We start from the raw sequence: 17,716 nt of genomic DNA, 5'->3' as shown, positions 1-17,716 counted from the left end.
ACGACGACGGCGGCCACGGAGACACCCTCCGTGGCCGCCGCCGTCGTCGTGGGCGGACCGTCAGGCCGGCGTCGGCACCTGCGGCCGCAGCAGCGCCGGCAGCCGGGTCGTGCGCGGCTTCGCCGGGATCTCGGCGACGGCCCGGGGCAGGGCCTGTTCCACGCCGTGGACGACGGACAGATGCCGGTCGGCGCGGCTGAAGGCCGTGTAGACCCAGGGGCGGCTCAGCGCCTGGGTCGCGTCACCGGGCAGGACGACGACCGCCGCCGGCCAGCGGCCTCCTGCGGCCTGGTGCGCGGTGAGCGCCCAGCCGTGCCGCACGGACTGCTCCACCCGCTCCTTCGGTACGAGGACGTCCTCGCCCGCGCAGGTGAGCCGCAGCCCCTCGGCGTCGGCCCCGACCACCCGTCCCGGCACCGTACGGCCCGGCGCGGGGGAGTAGGCGACGCGGTCCCCGGGGTCGAAGCCGCCGAAGCGGCCAGGACCGGGGTTGAGCCGCGCCTTCAGGGCGGCGTTGAGCGCGCGGGTACCGGCGGCGCCGCCGTGCCCCGGCGTGATCACCTGGGTCTCCTCGGGCGGGACGCCGAACGCCCGCGGCACCGAGTCCGCGACGAGCTGCACCGTGCGGTGCACGGCCTCGCCCGCATCCCGGACCGGCACGATGACGACCTCCTTGCCGGGGGCCTCCACCTGGTTCAGCTCGCCGATGCCGATGCCCGACACCAGCTCGCCCAGCGGGCCGGGGTCCGGCCGCCGTGAGGCGAGCTGAGGGCAGACACGCGCCGCCAGCAGATCGGCGAACACCCGTCCAGGGCCCGCCGACCACAGCACTCCGGGGTCCCCGGCCAGCACCAGCCGGGCCCCGTCGGGCAGCGACTCGGTCAGCAGAGCCGCCGTCTCGACATCGAGGAGCGGCGCGTCCAGCACGATCAGCAGATCGAGGTCGAGGGCCCCGTCCGCGTCCCGGCCGGGACCCTCCGCTCCGGAGAGCAGCCCGGCGACCGTCGCCACGGTCCGCGCAGCCTCGCCCTCCGCTGCCTCACCCTCCACCGCCCCGCGCGCCAGGGCCGCGAAGCGGTCCCGGCCGACCGGGGTGTGCGCTGCCGCCCAGGCCCGCAGCCCGAGCGAATCCGCCGCCCGCAGCAGAGCCGCCGGCTCGGCCAGCGACGCCTCCCCGCCGGTGTGCAGGACCAGGCCGTGCGCGGCGACCGCGCGGATCAGCTCGGCGGCGGAGCCCGCACCGGACGCCGCGCGCTCCCAGTCCTCGGCAGCACCGTCCTGCTTGGGCACGGAGTTGATCAGCCGGGCCAGTCCGTCGGCGAGGCTCTCCTCCGCGAGGGCGTACCGCTCCAGGCCGACGAGGACGCGGACGGGCCGCTCCTCCTCCCCGTCCTCGTCCGCCTCGCCGTTCGTCACGGCGAGGGCACCGGGCTCGTCCAGGGCGTCCTGGAAGGCCAGCGCGTCGCCCTCGGCCAGCGTGTCCTGCACGGCCGCGTCCGGGTCGGGCACCCCCTGCCGGGCCAGTGCGGCCGTCAGCGCGGGCAGCTCCAACGCCGTGTGCCCGGCCAGCGCCGCCTGCTCCAGCAGCCAGCCGGTGACCGCCCGCCCGCGCCGCTCGTCGTCCGGCGCGCACTCGGCGCCGAGCAGCGCCCGCGCGAACCCGTCCGCCTGCTCGGGCCGTACGCCCGCGACCCGCAGCAGCTGCCACGGGTCCTCCCGCAGCGCCTGCGCGGCCGTCTCTCCGAGGGCAGCCGCCACCTGCGGCGCCAGCGCTTCGGGGGCGCCGCCCTCGGCCAGCACGCCCCGCACCGCCTCGACGCTCTCCGGCGCGGGCCCCGCGGGCGCGGCCGGCTCGGCCACGGGCTCGGGCCGGCGCACCGGCTCGGGGGCGGGGCGGCGCGGCGGCTCCGGCTCGCTGAACACGGTGGCCGCCGGCTTGGCGCCGCTCTCCACGGCCCGTACCGCGGCCAGCAGGTCCGCGGCCTTCCCGCTGAGCTTGGCCCCGGCGGCCACGGGCCCCTGCTTCTCGGCCTTGCGCCGCTCGATCCGCTCGCGCTCCAGGCGCTGGGCGGCGAGCTCGGCCTCGGCCTCCGACAGCTTCTTCGCCTCGGCACCGTCCGCCGTATCCGCCGCGTCCGCCGATGCGGTGCCCTCCGTCTCAGCGGCGCCGACCGGCTCGTCGCCGGTCGCCGGCGTCTCCGGCTCGGCGTCCTCCGTGGTCTCGGGCGGCTCCGTGCTCACAGCGTGCTCCAGTCGTGATCGGGATAGCGGTGCACGGGCGCGGAGACGTCGTCGAGCGCCCGGCAGATCTCGTCAGGAAGACTAAGGTCCTCCACTGACAACGCGGCCGTGAGCTGCTGCGCGGTGCGCGCGCCTATCACGGGCGCGGTCACCCCGGGCCGGTCCCGGACCCAGGCCAGGGCGACCTGGAGCGGGGAGACCGCGAGCCCGTCGGCGGCGGTCTGCACGGCGTCCACGATGCGGCTCGCCGTGTCGTCGAGGTACGGGGCGACGAACGGCGCCAGATGCTCGGAGCCGCCGCGCGAGTCCGGCGGTGTGCCGTTGCGGTACTTGCCGGTCAGCACGCCACGGCCCAGCGGTGACGACGGCAGCAGCCCCACGCCCAGGTCGAGCGCGGCGGGCAGCACCTCGCGCTCCACGCCCCGCTGCAGCAGCGAGTACTCCAGCTGTGTGCTCGCCAGCCGGGTCCGGGTGCCCGGCGCCGCGAGCTGCCATGTGGCCGCCTTGGCGAGCTGCCAGCCGCAGAAGTTGGAGACGCCGACATATCGGGCGCGGCCGGTGGACACCGCCAGGTCGAGCGCGTGCAGCGTCTCGTCGAGCGGGGTGTGCGGGTCGTAGGCGTGGATGTGCCAGATGTCGACGTACTCGGTGCCGAGGCGGGCCAGCGAGGCGTCCAGCGCGGAGAGCAGATGGCCGCGGGAGCCGTCGAACCGGCGGTCGGGGTCGGGCACACTGCCGGCCTTCGTCGAGATGACCAGGTCCCGGCGCGGGACCAGCCCCTCCATGAGCCGGCCCAGCAGATACTCCGCCTCCCCGTCGCCGTACACGTCGGCGGTGTCCACGAGGGTGCCGCCGGCCTCCCAGAACGTCTTCAGGAGGTCCGCGGCGTCGTGCTCGTCGGTGTCCCTGCCCCAGGTGAGGGTGCCGAGCCCGATGCGGGACACGCGCAGGCCGGTGCGGCCGAGATGCCTCTGCTCCATGAACGCCGAGATTACTGGCCAGAACCTGACCTGTGGGGGCCTGTGGATGACCAGTTTCGGCGAGGTGGGGGCGGCCGGCCGGGCGACGCCCGCCACACCGCCCTCCCCGTGACCCGCCCCCCGCGCTAAGGTCCCTCCCACACAGGACGTTACTGATCGGTAAGAGGAGTCGGCCATGCAGCTCGGGATCAACCTCGGCTACTGGGGTGCCGGAATGGACGCGGACAATCTCGCCGTCGCGCAGGAGGCCGACCGGCTCGGGTACGCCGTGTGCTGGGCCGCCGAGGCGTACGGCTCGGACGCGGCCACCGTGCTCAGCTGGGTCGCCGCCCAGACCGAGCGCATCGACGTCGGCTCCGCGATCTTCCAGATCCCGGCCCGCCAGCCCGCGATGACCGCCATGACCGCCGCGACCCTGGACTCCCTGTCCGGTGGCCGCTTCCGGCTCGGCCTCGGCGTCTCCGGCCCGCAGGTCTCCGAGGGCTGGTACGGCGTCAAGTTCGACAAGCCGCTGGCCCGCACCCGTGAGTACGTCGAGATCGTCCGCAAGGCGATGACCCGCGAGCGCCTCTCCTTCGAGGGCGAGCACTGGACCCTGCCCCTCCCCGGCGGCCCGGGCAAGCCCCTCAAGCTCACCGTGCACCCGCAGCGCGAGCACATCCCGCTGTACATCGCCGCGATCGGCCCGAAGAACCTCGAGCAGACCGGTGAGATCGCCGACGGCGCCCTGCTGATCTTCCCGTCCGCCGACCACCTCGAGGACACCGCCGTCAAGCACATCCGCGCCGGCCGCGAGAAGGCGGGCAAGACCCTCGAGGGCTTCGACGTCTGCCCGACCGTCCCGCTCGCCGTGGGCGACGACAAGGACGTGACCACCCTCGCCGACACCTTCCGCCCCTACACGGCGCTGTACGTCGGCGGCATGGGCAGCCGCAAGCAGAACTTCTACAACCAGCTCGCCCAGCGCATGGGCTACGAGCGGGAGGCCGCCGAGATCCAGGACAAGTACCTGTCCGGCGACAAGCAGGGCGCGGCCGCCGCGATCCCGCACGACCTGATCGACCAGACCACCCTGCTCGGCTCGGTGGACCGCATCGCCGACCGGATGAAGGCCTACGCGGCCGCCGGGGTCACCACCCTCACCCTCGCCCCGGCCGGCTTCACCCTCGACGAGCGGCTGGCCTCGCTGCGCGCCGGCGTCGAGGCCCTGGAGCGCGCCGGCCTGGCCTGACCCCGGGGGGCCGGTCCCCGGACATTCCTACGGCCGTGGTGGGGGCTCGGGGGTCTTCCCCGCCACGGCCGTCGTCCGGAACAACGCGCGCGTACCCCGGGTGGTTACGCCCCCGGAGCCACCCGCGCGTCATTCATTCGGCCCAGTTGTCCGACACAGCTGTTGCAGCACCACTCTCACCGCATTTGACTCGTTCTTTGCGGAATCCTGCGGCGTCCTGAGAGAGGTGCCCCACGATGCTTTCGGCCAAGAGTCTGTTCCAGGAGATCCTCGACAACGACGAGTCGTTCCGGCTGTTCTGCTCCATCGCGGCCAGCGGCGAGTCCCAGGGCGGCTGGGAGAACGCGCGCATCGCCGCGCTCGTCCCCCCGAGCGAGCGCGCCCTCGCCCCCAAGATCACCCGGCACGGCGCCGACGAGGACAAGCACGGGCGGATCTTCAACGCCCTGCTGAAGAAGCGCGGCCTCGAACCGGTGCCCGTCCCGCCCGAGACCGACTACACGATGCTGCTGGAACGGCACGGCATCGGCCTCGCCCACGACAAGCTCAAGAGCGACCAGCCGCTCACCGTGCAGGACATCGTCACCTACCTCGCGCACAGCAGGGTCACCGAGCAGCGCGCCTCCGAGCAGATGGACCTGCTGCGCAAGCACTTCGCCGACCACCCCGACATCGGCCGCGCGGTCCGGATGATCTCGGGCGACGAGGACAACCACCTCGCCTACTGCCACGAGGAACTGCTGCGCTACGCCGCCCAGGGACACGGCCGGGCCATCCAGCGCACCCTGCGCGAGTGCGCCCTCGCCGAGATCCGGATCTACCGGGACGTCAGCCTCGCCGTCATGGACCACATGGGCCGCATCCTGGGCTGGTCCCGCCCCAAGGCCGCCGTGCTCGCCGCCGGCATCCACGCGGTGTACGCCTGGGAACGGCTCGCGGGCTGGCGGCGCATGGTGTCGCTGGAGATGCCGGAACGCCGCGACGCGCTCGGCGGACCGGCCACCTCGGCACCCGAGTTCGCCTGACCGCTACAGCCAGCCCCGCCGCTTGAACGTCCGGTACAGCGCGACCTCCAGGGCGGCCATGACCACGAGCAGCACCGGGTACGACCACCGCCAGGTCAGCTCGGGCATGTGCTCGAAGTTCATGCCGTAGATCCCCGCGAGCAGCGTGGGGAGCGCGGCCATGGCCGCCCACGAGGAGATCTTGCGCATGTCGTCGTTCTGCCGCACACCCGTCTGCGCCAGATGCGCCGACAGGACGTCCGAGACCAGCCGGTCCAGGCCCTCCACGGACTCGTTCACCCGCGTGAGGTGGTCGCTGACGTCCCGGAAGAACGGCTGCGCCTCGTCGCGCACGAACGGCACCTCCGTGGCGGCCGGCCCGGTCCGGGCGAGCCGGGCCAGGGGCTGCGCCAGCGGGCCCGTCGCCCTGCGGAACTCCAGGACCTGCCGTTTGAAGGCGTAGATGCGCGAGGCCGTGTTCCGTGAGCCGCTCGTCTCCGGCGAGAACACCTCCGCCTCCAGCTCCTCCAGGTCGACGCCCAACTCCACGGCGACCTCGAGATAGTGGTCGACCACGGCGTCGGCGACCGCGTACAACACCGCCGTCGGGCCGTGCCGCAGCATCTCCGGATCCTGCTCCAGACGCTCGCGGACCGCCCCGAGCGGGGCCTCGTCGCCGTGCCGGACCGTCACCACGAAGGAGTCGCCGATGAACAGCATCACCTCACCCGCGGTGACCACATCGCTGTTCGGTTCGTAGGCGACCGGCTTGAGGACCATGAACAGCGAGTCGTCGTACACCTCCATCTTCGGCCGCTGGTGAGCCTTCAGTGCGTCCTCCACGGCCAGCGGATGCAGCCCGAACTCCTCGGCGACCTTGTCGAACTCGTCCTCGGCCGGCTCGTGCAGGCCGATCCACACGAAGGCGTCGTCCCGCAGTCGGCACATGTCGAGGGCGTCGGAGAAGTCCCGAGGGGGCCCCTCCGCACGACGCCCGTCACGGTAGATGGCGCAGTCGACGATCACAGAGTGTGTTCTCCCGTCATCCGGTCCCGGGTGCGTCCGCGCGTATGCCTACGCTGGACGGCATGCCCACGCTGATCCTGGTCCGCCACGGACGTTCCACCGCCAATACCGAAGGGGTGCTCGCCGGCTGGACGCCCGGCGTCGCCCTCGACGAGCGCGGGGCCGCGCAGGCCGCCGCGCTGCCCGGCCGGCTCGCCGCCCTGCCGATCGCCGAGATCGTCAGCAGCCCCCTGCAGCGCTGCCAGGAGACGATCCGCCCGCTCCTGGACGCCCGCCCCGGCCTCACGGCGCACACCGAGGAACGCATCGGCGAGTGCCACTACGGCGACTGGACCGGCCGCAAGCTCGCCGACCTCAAGGACGAGCCGCTGATGGACGTCGTCCAGTCCCATCCCACCGCGGCCGCGTTCCCCGGCGGCGAGTCGATGCGGGCCATGCAGACCCGCGCCGCCGAGGCCGTCCGCGAGTGGAACGCGCGCGTGGAGCGCGACCACGGCACCGACGCCGTCTATGTCATGTGCTCGCACGGCGACATCATCAAGTCGCTCGTGGCGGACGCACTCGGTCTTCATCTCGACCTCTTCCAGAGGATCTCCGTTGAACCGTGTTCCATCACCGCGATCCGTTACACCCGTCTGAGGCCGTTCCTCGTGCGTCTCGGGGACACCGGCGACTTCGCGTCCCTCGCCCCCCGCGAGGAGCCCGCGGCCGGTGACGCCGCCGTCGGAGGCGGCGCGGGCGCACCGTGATCGTCCGGCGCAGTAGGGTGAAGCGGTCGAAGCAGCGCCCCCCGCACCACCCGTGACTTCCACGAACCGCCGTACTCACGACCCCCATGGAGACAGGACGTGTCCCGTCAGGTGTTCCTCTACGACCCCCCGGACCGTTTCGTGGCCGGCACGGTCGGACTGCCCGGACGCCGTACGTTCTTCCTCCAGGCCACCGCAGGCCCCCGGGTGACCAGCGTGGCCCTGGAGAAGACGCAGGTCGCCGCCCTCGCCGAGCGCATGGACGAACTGCTCGACGAGGTCGTACGGCGCAGCGGGGGCAGCGCGGCCGTTCCCGCCATGGCCCCCAGCGAGATCGCCGACACCGACCCGCTGGAGACCCCCGTCGAGGAGGAGTTCCGCGTCGGCACCATGGCCCTGGCCTGGGACGGCGAGGAACAGCGCATGATCGTCGAGGCGCAGGCCCTGGTGGAGCTCGACGCCGAGACCGAGGAGGACCTCGCGGAGGCCGAGGAGCGGCTCCTCCAGGACGAGGAGAACGGCCCCCCGATGCTGCGCGTCCGGCTCACCGGCGCCCAGGCCAGGGCCTTCGCCAAACGCGCCCTCGACGTCGTCAACGCCGGGCGGCCGCCGTGCCCGCTGTGCAGCCTCCCGCTCGACCCGGAAGGACACGTATGTCCGCGCCAGAACGGATACCGCCGCGGAGCGTGACCCCCGTGGACCTGCTCACCGACGGTGAGCTGACGGTACGCGGCCGCATCCGCGAGGCGTCCAACGCCGCGCTGCTGTGCACCGTCGCCCTCGACGGCCGTGAGGCGTCCTGCGTGTACAAGCCGGTCGCCGGCGAGCGGCCGCTGTGGGATTTCCCGGACGGCACCCTCGCCCAGCGCGAGGTCGCCGCGTACGCGGTCTCCGAGGCGACCGGCTGGGGGCTCGTACCGCCCACCGTGCTCCGCGACGGCCCGTACGGCGAGGGCATGGTCCAGCTGTGGATCGACGTGGCACCCGAGGCGGAACTGCTCGCCCTGGTGGACGGGGAGGAGCCCGAGCCGGGCTGGAAGGCGATCGGCTTCGCCGAGGTCGGCGAGGGCCGCACCGCCCTCCTCGTGCACGCCGACGACGAACGGCTGCGGCGGCTCGCCGTCCTCGACGCCGTGATCAACAACGCCGACCGCAAGGGCGGGCATCTGCTGCCGACCGCGGACGGCCGGCTCCACGGCATCGACCACGGCGTCACCTTCAACGTCGAGAACAAGCTGCGGACCCTGCTGTGGGGCTGGGCGGGGGAGCCGCTCACCGACGACGCCCTGCGGGTCCTGCGCACCCTGGACGAGGCACTCAGGGACGGCGGCCCGCTCGCGGCGCGCCTCGCACGGCTCATCACCCCCGCCGAGGTGGACGCCACCCGCGCGCGGGTCGCCGATCTCCTGACCACCGGTGTCCACCCGCAGCCCGGCGGCGACTGGCCCGCCATCCCCTGGCCCCCCGTCTAGCTTCCCGACCGGGCGGCCGGCAGCACACCGGCCGCCCACACGCAAGAACGCCTTACCGGCCATCCGGACCGGTCCGGTTCGTATACGGAACATCCGTCCGGTTAGGCTCATGACATGCATGCCTGGCCCGCTTCTGAGGTCCCCGCCCTGCCTGGTCAGGGCCGCGACCTGAGGATCCACGACACCGCGACCGGCGGCCTCGTCACCCTCGACCCCGGTCCCGTCGCCCGTATCTACGTCTGCGGCATCACCCCGTACGACGCCACCCACCTGGGGCACGCGGCGACCTACAACGCGTTCGACCTCGTGCAGCGCGTGTGGCTCGACACCAAGCGCCAGGTCCACTACGTCCAGAACGTCACCGACGTCGACGATCCGCTCCTGGAGCGGGCCGAGCGCGACAGCGTCGACTGGGTGGCCCTCGCCGAGAAGGAGACTGCCCTCTTCCGCGAGGACATGACGGCCCTGCGGATGCTGCCGCCGCGCCACTACATCGGCGCCGTCGAGGCCATACCCGGGATCGTCCCGCTGGTCGAACGCCTCCGCGAGGCCGGCGCCGCCTACGAGCTCGACGGCGACATCTACTTCTCCGTCGAGTCCGACCCGCACTTCGGCCAGGTCTCCCATCTGGACGCCGCCGCGATGCGGCTGCTGTCCGCCGAGCGCGGCGGCGACCCGGACCGCCCGGGCAAGAAGAACCCCCTCGACCCGATGCTGTGGATGGCCGCCCGCCCGGGCGAGCCCAGCTGGGACGGCGGCTCGCTCGGCCGGGGCCGCCCCGGCTGGCACATCGAGTGCGTCGCCATCGCCCTCGACCACCTCGGCATGGGCTTCGACGTCCAGGGCGGCGGCTCCGACCTCGCCTTCCCGCACCACGAGATGGGCGCCTCCCACGCCCAGGTGCTGACCGGCGAGTTCCCCATGGCCAAGGCGTACGTCCACGCCGGCATGGTCGCCCTGCACGGCGAGAAGATGTCCAAGTCCAAGGGCAACCTCGTCTTCGTGTCCCAGCTGCGCCGTGACGGCGTCGACCCGGCCGCGATCCGGCTCGCCCTGCTCGCCCACCACTACCGGGCCGACTGGGAGTACACCGACGACGTGCTCCGGGACGCCGTCGCCCGCCTCGACCGCTGGCGCGCCGCCGTGTCCCGGCCCGACGGACCGCCCGCCGAGGCGCTCGTCGAGGAGATCCGCGACGCCCTCGCGAACGACCTGGACGCGCCCACCGCGCTCGCCGCGGTCGACCGCTGGGCCGCCGCGCAGCAGGAGCACGGTGGCACGGACATCGGCGCCCCCGGCGTCGTCTCCCGCGCCGTGGACGCGCTCCTGGGCGTCGCCCTGTAGCCGGGCGGAACACGAAGGAGGGCGGTGCGCGCAGGCGCACCGCCCTCCTTCGTTCACCCGTGGACCTCAGTCCTCCGACGACTCGTCGTCGGCGTCCGTGTCCGTACTGTCCTTCCCGCCCGGCCGCGGCGGCTTCGGCGGACGCGTACGGCCACCTGGGCCACCCGGGCCCTCGCGGCGGAACGGCGGTCCCGACGGGCCGTCCTGGCCGTCGGTGGCGTGCCCGCCGGCCGTCGGCCCGCCGCCGTCCCGGCGGCGCAGATAGCGCTCGAACTCGCGGGCGATCGCCTCGCCCGACGCCTCCGGCAGCTCCGCGGTGTCCCGGGCCTCCTCCAGCGACTGCACATACTCGGCGACCTCGCTGTCCTCCGCGGCCAGCTGGTCCACACCGACCTGCCAGGCGCGCGCGTCCTCGGGCAGCTCACCCAGCGGGATACGCACGTCGATCAGGTCCTCGAGCCGGTTCAGCAGCGCCAGCGTCGCCTTCGGGTTGGGCGGCTGCGACACATAGTGCGGCACCGCCGCCCACAGCGACACCGCCGGCACCCCGGCGTGCGTGCAAGCTTCCTGGAGGATGCCCACGATGCCTGTCGGGCCCTCGTACTTGGTCTCCTCCAGATCCATCCGGCGCGCCAGATCCGGGTCGGAGGTGGTCCCGCTGATCGGGACCGGACGGGTGTGCGGGGTGTCACCGAGCAGGGCGCCCAGGATGACCACCAGCTCCACGCCCAGCTCGTGCGCGAAGCCGAGCAGCTCGTTGCAGAACGAGCGCCAGCGCATGGACGGTTCGATCCCGCGCACCAGCACGAGGTCGCGCGGCTTGTCACCGCCGACGCGGACCACCGACAGCCGGGTCGTCGGCCACGTGATCTTGCGCACTCCGGCGTCCATCCACACCGTGGGCCGGTTCACCTGGAAGTCGTAGTAGTCCTCGGCGTCCAGCGCCGCGAACACCTCGCCCTTCCACTCCCTGTCCAGATGCGCGACCGCGGTGGAGGCGGCGTCGCCGGCATCGTTCCAGCCCTCGAACGCGGCCACCATGACCGGGTCGATCAGCTCGGGAACCCCCTCGAGCTCGATCACCCAGCGCCTCCTTCCGACGTGCCCTCGCCTGACGAACCAACCTTACGGCGTGCGGCGGGGGCGCCCGCAGCCCCCTCGTACGGGGGATGCGGGATCACTGCCCCGATCCCCACCCGGGAACACCCCCGGCAGAGATCCGACGTCACAGCGTCGAACGCAGCCACTGCTCCACGCTCGCGATGTGCACGGTCGCCCACGACCGCGCCGCCTCCGCGTCCCGGTCCCGCAGCGCCGCGAGGATCGCCCGGTGCTCGTGCAGGGTCCGGGCGACCGCGTCCTGCTGGGTGAGCCCCCGCCAGATCCGGGCCCGCGTCGTCGGCCCCGACAGCCCGTCCACCAGCGAGCAGAGCACCGAGTTGCCCGACGCCCGCACGATGCCCCGGTGGAACTCCAGGTCGTTCGCGACGAGTTCCTCCACCGACGGGGCGTCACCGAGCCGGTCCAGCTCACCGGCCAGCGCGTCGAGCTGCTGCTCGCCGATCCGGGCCGCCGCCATCGCCGTGGCCGCCGGCTCCAGGATGCGGCGCACCGCCAGGAACTCCAGCACGGTGTCGTCGCGGTGGAAGTCGACGACGAAGCTCAGCGCCTCGAGCAGCAACTGCGGGTCCAGGCTGGTCACATACGTCCCGTCGCCCTGCCGGACGTCCAGGATGCGGATCAGCGACAGCGCCCGCACCGCCTCCCGCAGCGAGTTGCGGGACAGCCCCAGCGCGGCCGCGAGTTCGCTCTCCTTCGGCAGCCGGTCCCCGGGGCGCAGCGCGCCGGAGACGATCATCGCCTTGATCTTCTCGATCGCCTCGTCGGTGACCGCCATGGCCGCCCTCCCCCTCGTCCGCCCCACGCCCCACGAGACCTCCGATGTCTCGGCCCACATTATGTACGGGGTCAGGGCAGCGCGAAGGGGCGGCTCCATCGGCGAGGAGCCGCCCCTCCGGTCGTGGCCGGCCCCGGTGCGGAAGGGGCCGCCCTCACACGGTCCGGCGTGGTCAGGGGAGTGGCCGGACCCGACGCGGCGGACTGCTCATCCGGCGAAAACCGCCCGCCGCGCGCGAGGTCACTTCTTGTCGAGCAGGTCCTGCACCTTCGCGCGGACGTCGTCCGTGGCCAGGCCCCGGATCGTCAGCGTCGTCCGGCGGCGCAGCACGTCGTCCGCCGTCTCCGCCCACTCGTTGTCCCGGGCGTAGACGACCTGCGCCCAGATCTCCGGGGCGTCCGGGTGGACACGCTCGCCCAGCTCCGGGTTCTCGTTGGCGATACGGGCGATGTCGAAGGCCAGCGAACCGTAGTGCGTGGCCAGGTGCCGGGCGGTGTCGGCCGCCATCCGCGGACCCGGAGCAGGGCGGTCGGTCAGCAGCCGGTGCGCGACCGCGCGCGGGTTCGCGATACCGGGCAGCGGCAGCTTCTTCGGCAGCGCGGAGACCGGCTCGAAGTCGTCGCCCAGCGGGGCGCCCGGCAGCGACTCCAGCTTCTTCATGATGGTCCGGCCGATGTGCCGGAACGTCGTCCACTTGCCGCCCGCCACGGACAGCATCCCGCCGCGTCCCTCGGTCACGACCGTCTCGCGCTTGGCCTTCGCCGTGTCACCGGGGCCGCCCGGCAGCACCCGCAGACCCGCGAAGGCGTACGTGATCAGATCGCGGTCGAGCTGCTGGTCGCGGACGGAGAACGCGGCCTCGTCGAGTATCTGGGCCGTGTCCTTCTCGGTGACCGCGACGTCCGCCGGGTCGCCCTCGTACATCTCGTCGGTGGTGCCCAGCAGCAGCATGTCCTCCCACGGCAGGGCGAACGTGATGCGGTACTTGTCGATCGGGGTGGCCAGCGCCGCCTTCCAGGGCGAGGTCCGCTTCAGGACCAGGTGGGCGCCCTTCGACAGCCGGATCGACGGGGCCGCGTTCGGGTCCTCCATCTTGCGCAGGTGGTCGACCCAGGGGCCGGTCGCGTTCAGCACCAGCCGGGCGTTCACCCCGAACTCGTCGCCGGACAGCCGGTCCCGCAGATCGGCGCCGGTCACCCGGCCCTGCGTGAAGCGCAGTCCGGTGACCTCGGCGTGGTTCAGCACGACGGCACCGGACTCGACGGCCGCGCGGACCGTCATCAGCGCCATGCGCGCGTCGTTCATCTGGTCGTCGCCGTACACGGCCACGGCCTTCAGGTTCTCGGTGCGCAGCTCCGGCACGTCCTGCGCCGCCTTGGCGGGGGACAGGAGGTGGCCGACGCCGTCACCGAAGGCGGAGAGCGCGGAGTAGGCGAAGACGCCCGCCCCGAGCTTCGCGGCGCCGTGCGGCCCGCCCTTGTACACGGGGAGGTAGAAGGTCAGCGGGTTCGCCAGGTGGGGGGCCACCTGGCGGGAGACCGCACGGCGCTCGAAGTGGTTCTCCGCCACCAGCTTCACCGCGCCGGTCTGCAGGTAGCGCAGACCGCCGTGAAGAAGCTTGGAGGAGGCGGAGGAGGTGGCGCCGGCGAAGTCACCGGCGTCGACCAGGGCCACCCTGAGGCCGGACTGCGCGGCGTGCCAGGCGGTGGAGATGCCCAGGATGCCGCCGCCGATCACGAGGAGGTCGTACGACGCCTTGGAGAGCTGCTCCCGGGTCTCGGCGCGGCTCGGGTGGGAGCCGGAGGCCGGGTGCGTACCGAGGGCAGGCACGGACTGCAGGGTGGTCTGACTGGTCATGTCGGGTTATTGCTCCTCATCAGAGTTCGAGAGCTGGCGAGGGCTGTGCTCAGCTCTCGTCGTCCTCGATCCAGCCCATGGTCCGCTCGACGGCCTTGAGCCAGTTCTTGTACTCACGGTCGCGGGTCTCCGCGTCCATGCGGGGGGTCCACTCGGCGGCCCGGCGCCAGTTGGCGCGCAGTTCGTCCGTGCTGGACCAGAAGCCGACGGCGAGACCGGCGGCGTAGGCGGCACCGAGGCAGGTGGTCTCGGCGACCATCGGGCGCACCACGGGGGCGTCCAGGAAGTCCGAGAGGGTCTGCATCAGCAGGTTGTTGGAGGTCATGCCGCCGTCGACCTTGAGGGCCACCAACTCGTCGCCGGAGTCCTTGACCATGGCGTCGGCGATCTCCCGGGTCTGCCAGGCGGTGGCCTCCAGGACGGCGCGCGCGAGGTGCGCCTTGGTGACGTAGCGGGTCAGACCGGCGATCACACCGCGGGCGTCGGAACGCCAGTGCGGGGCGAACAGGCCGGAGAAGGCCGGCACGAAGTAGGCGCCGCCGTTGTCCTCGACCGAGAGCGCGAGCGTCTCGATCTCGGCTGCGGTGGAGATCAGCCCCATCTGGTCGCGCATCCACTGCACCAGGGAGCCCGTGACGGCGATCGAGCCCTCCAGGGCGTAGACCGTGTCCTGGTCGCCGATCTTGTAGCCGACGGTGGTCAGCAGCCCCGCGTAGGAGTTGATGATCTTGTCACCGGTGTTCATCACCATGAAGGTGCCGGTGCCGTACGTCGACTTGACCTCGCCCTCGGCGAAACAGGTCTGGCCGAACAGGGCCGCCTGCTGGTCGCCGAGCGCGGAGGCGACCGGGATGCCGCCGAGCAGGTCGCCCAGCTTGCCGCCGGTGACCTCGCCGTAGATCTCCGCGGAGGACCGGATCTCGGGCAGGATCTGCAGCGGCACGCCGATCGACTCGGCGATCTTGTCGTCCCACTCCATGGTGTGCAGGTTCATCAGCATGGTGCGGGACGCGTTCGTGACGTCGGTGACGTGCTTGCCGCCGTTGACACCGCCGGTCAGGTTCCAGATGACCCAGGTGTCCATGGTGCCGAAGAGGATGTCACCGGCCTCGGCGCGCTCCTTGAGGCCCTCGACGTTGTCCAGCAGCCAGCGGGCCTTGGGACCGGCGAAGTAGGAGGCGAGGGGCAGACCGGTCTCGCGGCGGAAGCGGTCCTGCCCGACGTTGCGGCCGAGCTCACGGCACAGGGCGTCGGTGCGGGTGTCCTGCCAGACGATGGCGTTGTGGACGGGCTCACCGGTGTTCTTGTCCCACAGCACGGTGGTCTCGCGCTGGTTGGTGATGCCGATGGCCTTGATGTCGTCCCGGGTGATGCCGGCCTTCTCGATGGCTCCGGCGACGACCTCCTGGACGTTGGTCCAGATCTCCGTGGCGTCGTGCTCGACCCAGCCCGGCTTCGGGAAGATCTGCTCGTGCTCCTTCTGGTCGACGGAGACGATGCGGCCGTCGCGGTCGAAGACGATGCAGCGGGAGGAGGTCGTGCCCTGGTCGATCGCGGCGATGAAGGGGCCGGCGGTGTGGGCGTCGGTCACAGTTAGCTCCTGGAGGTTCCGTGGTTATGGGGCTTTACGTACGGCGTGCGCCGAGAGTTTCGGTGCGTCTCACCCGGACGGGTGAAGCGCTCCTTCTAGGCGAAGGCGACGTTGTAGATGCCTGCCGCGATGGCGCCGCCGACGAGCGGGCCGACCACCGGGATCCAGGCGTAGCCCCAGTCGGAGCCCCCCTTGTTGGGCAGGGGCAGAAGGGCGTGGACGATTCTCGGACCGAGGTCACGGGCCGGGTTGATCGCGTACCCGGTCGGGCCGCCGAGCGACAGACCGATGGACACGACCACGAACGCGGTGATCAGGGCACCCAGGGTGCCGAGGCCCTTGCCGCTGTCGTTGAGGCCCTGGGTGAGGACCGCGAGCACCAGCACCACGGTGCCGATGATCTCCGTGATCAGGTTCTGCACGACGTTGCGGATCTCGGGACCGGTGGAGAAGACGCCCAGGACGGGACCGGCGCCCTTCTCCTGCGCCTCGACGGCCTTGGCGGTCGTGGCCTGCGCGCCCGGGCCGCCGACGATGTCCTTGTCGGTGAGGTGGGCGTGGAACTGTCCGGCGTAGGCGGCCCACACCAGCGCCGCGCCGATCATGGCGCCGAGGAGCTGTCCGGCGAAGTACGTCGGGACGTCGCCCCAGGCGTTGTCCTTGATCGCGATGCCGATGGTGACGGCCGGGTTGAGGTGGGCGCCGGAGAGCGGTGCCGAGGTGTAGACCGCCGTGAGCACCGCGAAGCCCCACCCGAAGGTGATGGCGAGCCAGCCGGCGTTACGGGCCTTGGAGGCCTTCAGCGTGACAGCGGCGCAGACGCCGCCGCCGAGCAGGATGAGTATGGCGGTACCGATGGTCTCGCCGATGAAGATGTCGGAGCTGGACACCCGCGACTCCTTTGTCCTTCGTCCAGGGGAAGCCGAACCCCGGGTCCCTCCGGTGGTTCGCGTTGCTCTCGGGATGAGAGCGATGCCGGCCTCTGGCGTTGTCCCACTCTAGCGCGTATTGCCGGTAGGTGTTCGACAATGCCGACCGATGGACGGGAGTCTTGCCCCGGCGTCAGGTGTGCGTCAAGGGTCCTGTTACCGAATGCTCGATCGTTATCGGCTGTGTTGATTTATCGATAACCAAGGTGTGCGCGTACCGGCGCGTAGGAGGCACGCTGCGTGGTCGGCGGGGACTCACGCGCGAACATGCGGAGGCCCGGAACGCCGTACGGCGCCCCGGTCGTCGTGTCTCATCGGCTGAGCCCGGCCGTGAGCAGGCCGGGCCGTGCCACCGGGCTCAGAACCGCCCGGCGCCCAGATCCCGCGACACCGCGCGGGCACAGTCCCGTACCGCAGCGATCAGCTCCGGGCGCAGCTCGCCCTCGCGGCACAGCCGCTCCACCGCGCCGGTGATGCCCACCGCGCCCACCGGCATACGGCGCCGGTCGTGGATGGGGGCGGCGACCGACGCGACGCCCTCCCAGGTCTCCTCGACGTCCGCGGCGTACCCGCGCGCGCGGGTCATGTCGAGCAGATGCTCGAAGTCGTCCAGGTCGCACACCGTGCGCTCGGTGAACGCCTTGCGGCCGGCCTCGATGGCCTCGCTGTGCGCGACCGGGTCGTACGCCGACAGCACCTTGCCCAGGGCGGTGGAGTGCAGCGGCTGCATGGCCCCTATCTCCAGCACCTGCCGGCTGTCGTCCGGGCGGAAGACGTGGTGCACGATCAGTACGCCCTGCTGGTGCAGCACGCCCAGGTAGACGCTCTCCCCGCTGGAGCGGGCCAGGTCGTCCGTCCAGACCAGCGCACGGGCGCGCAGCTCGTGGACGTCCAAATAGGTCGTGCCCAGACGCAGCAGCTCGGCGCCCAGCTGATAGCGCCCGGACGCCTCGTCCTGCTCGACGAACCCCTCCTGCTGGAGGGTGCGCAGGATCCCGTGGGCGGTGCCCTTGGCGAGGCCCAGGGAGGAGGCGATGTCCGACAGGCCGAGGCGCCGCTCACCGCCCGCGAGCAGCCGCAGCATCGCGGCCGCCCGTTCGAGCGACTGGATGTTCCGTGCCATCGCCGTACTGCCTCCGTCCCCTTCGACCGTCGACCTACACGACGTCGCTGCCGTCGTTCGGCAATGTCGAACACTACCGGTCCATGTCGACGCTCCGCTAATGGTCCGTCGGACTTCATCCATCCGGACCGCGACACACGTATACCGGGTGCCGCCCCCACGCCGTCCGCGTCCCGCCCCGTGGACGCCCCGACCATCGCGCCGCGCTCCCGGCTACGCTGGCGAGGTGCGCCCGCCGCGGAACCTGCCCTGCGGGCGCAAAGCCGACAGCC

15 protein-coding genes are annotated in these 17,716 nt (G+C 72.3%); 6 read left to right on the top strand and 9 right to left on the bottom strand.

Features of this window, described 5'->3' with window-relative positions:
* Nucleotides 1-60 precede the first annotated feature (60 nt).
* On the bottom strand, nt 61-2,241 hold the full coding sequence (locus KBY32_RS29265) for a helix-hairpin-helix domain-containing protein (RefSeq protein WP_210982216.1): 2,181 nt from the start codon (nt 2,239-2,241) through the stop codon (nt 61-63).
* Complete coding sequence (locus KBY32_RS29260) at nt 2,238-3,221, bottom strand: aldo/keto reductase (protein WP_055622851.1); 984 nt, start codon at nt 3,219-3,221, stop codon at nt 2,238-2,240. The genes KBY32_RS29265 and KBY32_RS29260 overlap by 4 nt, the downstream gene beginning before the upstream one ends.
* A 175-nt stretch (nt 3,222-3,396) precedes the next feature.
* Here KBY32_RS29260 and KBY32_RS29255 point away from each other — a divergent pair, with 175 nt between their 5' ends.
* Both KBY32_RS29255 and KBY32_RS29250 read left to right on the top strand, forming a co-directional pair.
* A complete protein-coding gene (locus KBY32_RS29255; protein ID WP_210982215.1) occupies nt 3,397-4,452 on the top strand; it encodes an LLM class F420-dependent oxidoreductase in 1,056 nt (351 codons plus the stop codon).
* 236 nt (nt 4,453-4,688) lie between these two features.
* Complete coding sequence (locus tag KBY32_RS29250; RefSeq protein WP_055622853.1) at nt 4,689-5,477, top strand: hypothetical protein; 789 nt, start codon at nt 4,689-4,691, stop codon at nt 5,475-5,477.
* A 3-nt stretch (nt 5,478-5,480) separates the two neighbouring features.
* Here KBY32_RS29250 and corA read toward each other — a convergent pair whose 3' ends face one another.
* On the bottom strand, nt 5,481-6,482 hold the full coding sequence (gene corA, locus KBY32_RS29245) for a magnesium/cobalt transporter CorA (RefSeq protein WP_210982214.1): 1,002 nt from the start codon (nt 6,480-6,482) through the stop codon (nt 5,481-5,483).
* Nucleotides 6,483-6,544: 62 nt separating this feature from the next.
* On the opposite strand from corA, the gene KBY32_RS29240 reads away from it, so the two are divergent.
* The 4 genes from KBY32_RS29240 (at nt 6,545) to mshC (ending at nt 10,047) form a co-directional block, all read left to right on the top strand.
* The gene (locus KBY32_RS29240) at nt 6,545-7,231 is read left to right on the top strand and encodes a histidine phosphatase family protein (RefSeq protein WP_210982213.1); all 687 of its coding nucleotides are present in this window, start codon (nt 6,545-6,547) and stop codon (nt 7,229-7,231) included.
* A 99-nt stretch (nt 7,232-7,330) separates the two neighbouring features.
* On the top strand, nt 7,331-7,921 hold the full coding sequence (locus KBY32_RS29235) for a DUF3090 domain-containing protein (RefSeq protein ID WP_055622856.1): 591 nt from the start codon (nt 7,331-7,333) through the stop codon (nt 7,919-7,921).
* Nucleotides 7,885-8,703, top strand: coding sequence for an SCO1664 family protein (locus KBY32_RS29230; RefSeq protein WP_210982212.1), 819 nt, complete (start codon nt 7,885-7,887; stop codon nt 8,701-8,703). The genes KBY32_RS29235 and KBY32_RS29230 overlap by 37 nt, the downstream gene beginning before the upstream one ends.
* Before the next feature lie 114 nt (nt 8,704-8,817).
* Nucleotides 8,818-10,047: a cysteine--1-D-myo-inosityl 2-amino-2-deoxy-alpha-D-glucopyranoside ligase gene (gene mshC / locus KBY32_RS29225; protein ID WP_210982211.1), complete on the top strand. Its 1,230-nt coding sequence runs from the start codon at nt 8,818-8,820 to the stop codon at nt 10,045-10,047.
* Nucleotides 10,048-10,113: 66 nt separating this feature from the next.
* On the opposite strand, the gene KBY32_RS29220 is transcribed toward mshC, so the two are convergent.
* From KBY32_RS29220 to KBY32_RS29195, 6 genes are all read right to left on the bottom strand, one after another.
* Entirely contained in the window at nt 10,114-11,130 is a 1,017-nt protein-coding gene (locus KBY32_RS29220; RefSeq protein ID WP_055622859.1) for a PAC2 family protein, read from the bottom strand.
* A 142-nt stretch (nt 11,131-11,272) separates the two neighbouring features.
* Nucleotides 11,273-11,944 carry a FadR/GntR family transcriptional regulator gene (locus KBY32_RS29215; RefSeq protein WP_210982210.1) on the bottom strand — a complete coding sequence of 224 codons (672 nt, stop codon included), beginning with the start codon at nt 11,942-11,944 and terminating at the stop codon, nt 11,273-11,275.
* Between the two features lie 240 nt (nt 11,945-12,184).
* Nucleotides 12,185-13,801, bottom strand: coding sequence for a glycerol-3-phosphate dehydrogenase/oxidase (locus tag KBY32_RS29210; RefSeq protein ID WP_108706091.1), 1,617 nt, complete (start codon nt 13,799-13,801; stop codon nt 12,185-12,187).
* Between the two features lie 49 nt (nt 13,802-13,850).
* Nucleotides 13,851-15,392 (bottom strand): glycerol kinase GlpK, encoded by a 1,542-nt coding sequence (gene glpK / locus KBY32_RS29205; RefSeq protein ID WP_210982209.1) that lies wholly within the window; start codon nt 15,390-15,392, stop codon nt 13,851-13,853.
* 95 nt (nt 15,393-15,487) lie between these two features.
* Complete coding sequence (locus KBY32_RS29200) at nt 15,488-16,282, bottom strand: MIP/aquaporin family protein (protein ID WP_055622863.1); 795 nt, start codon at nt 16,280-16,282, stop codon at nt 15,488-15,490.
* 397 nt (nt 16,283-16,679) lie between these two features.
* Nucleotides 16,680-17,444 carry an IclR family transcriptional regulator gene (locus tag KBY32_RS29195; protein ID WP_055622864.1) on the bottom strand — a complete coding sequence of 255 codons (765 nt, stop codon included), beginning with the start codon at nt 17,442-17,444 and terminating at the stop codon, nt 16,680-16,682.
* Between the last annotated feature and the right edge of the window lie 272 nt (nt 17,445-17,716).

Source organism: Streptomyces sp. RK62, from assembly GCF_018070255.1.
GTDB classification, from domain to species: Bacteria; Actinomycetota; Actinomycetes; order Streptomycetales; family Streptomycetaceae; genus Streptomyces; species Streptomyces nigra.
Note: the sequence above shows the minus strand (reverse complement) of the source record. Positions and strands in the feature narration are given on the sequence as shown.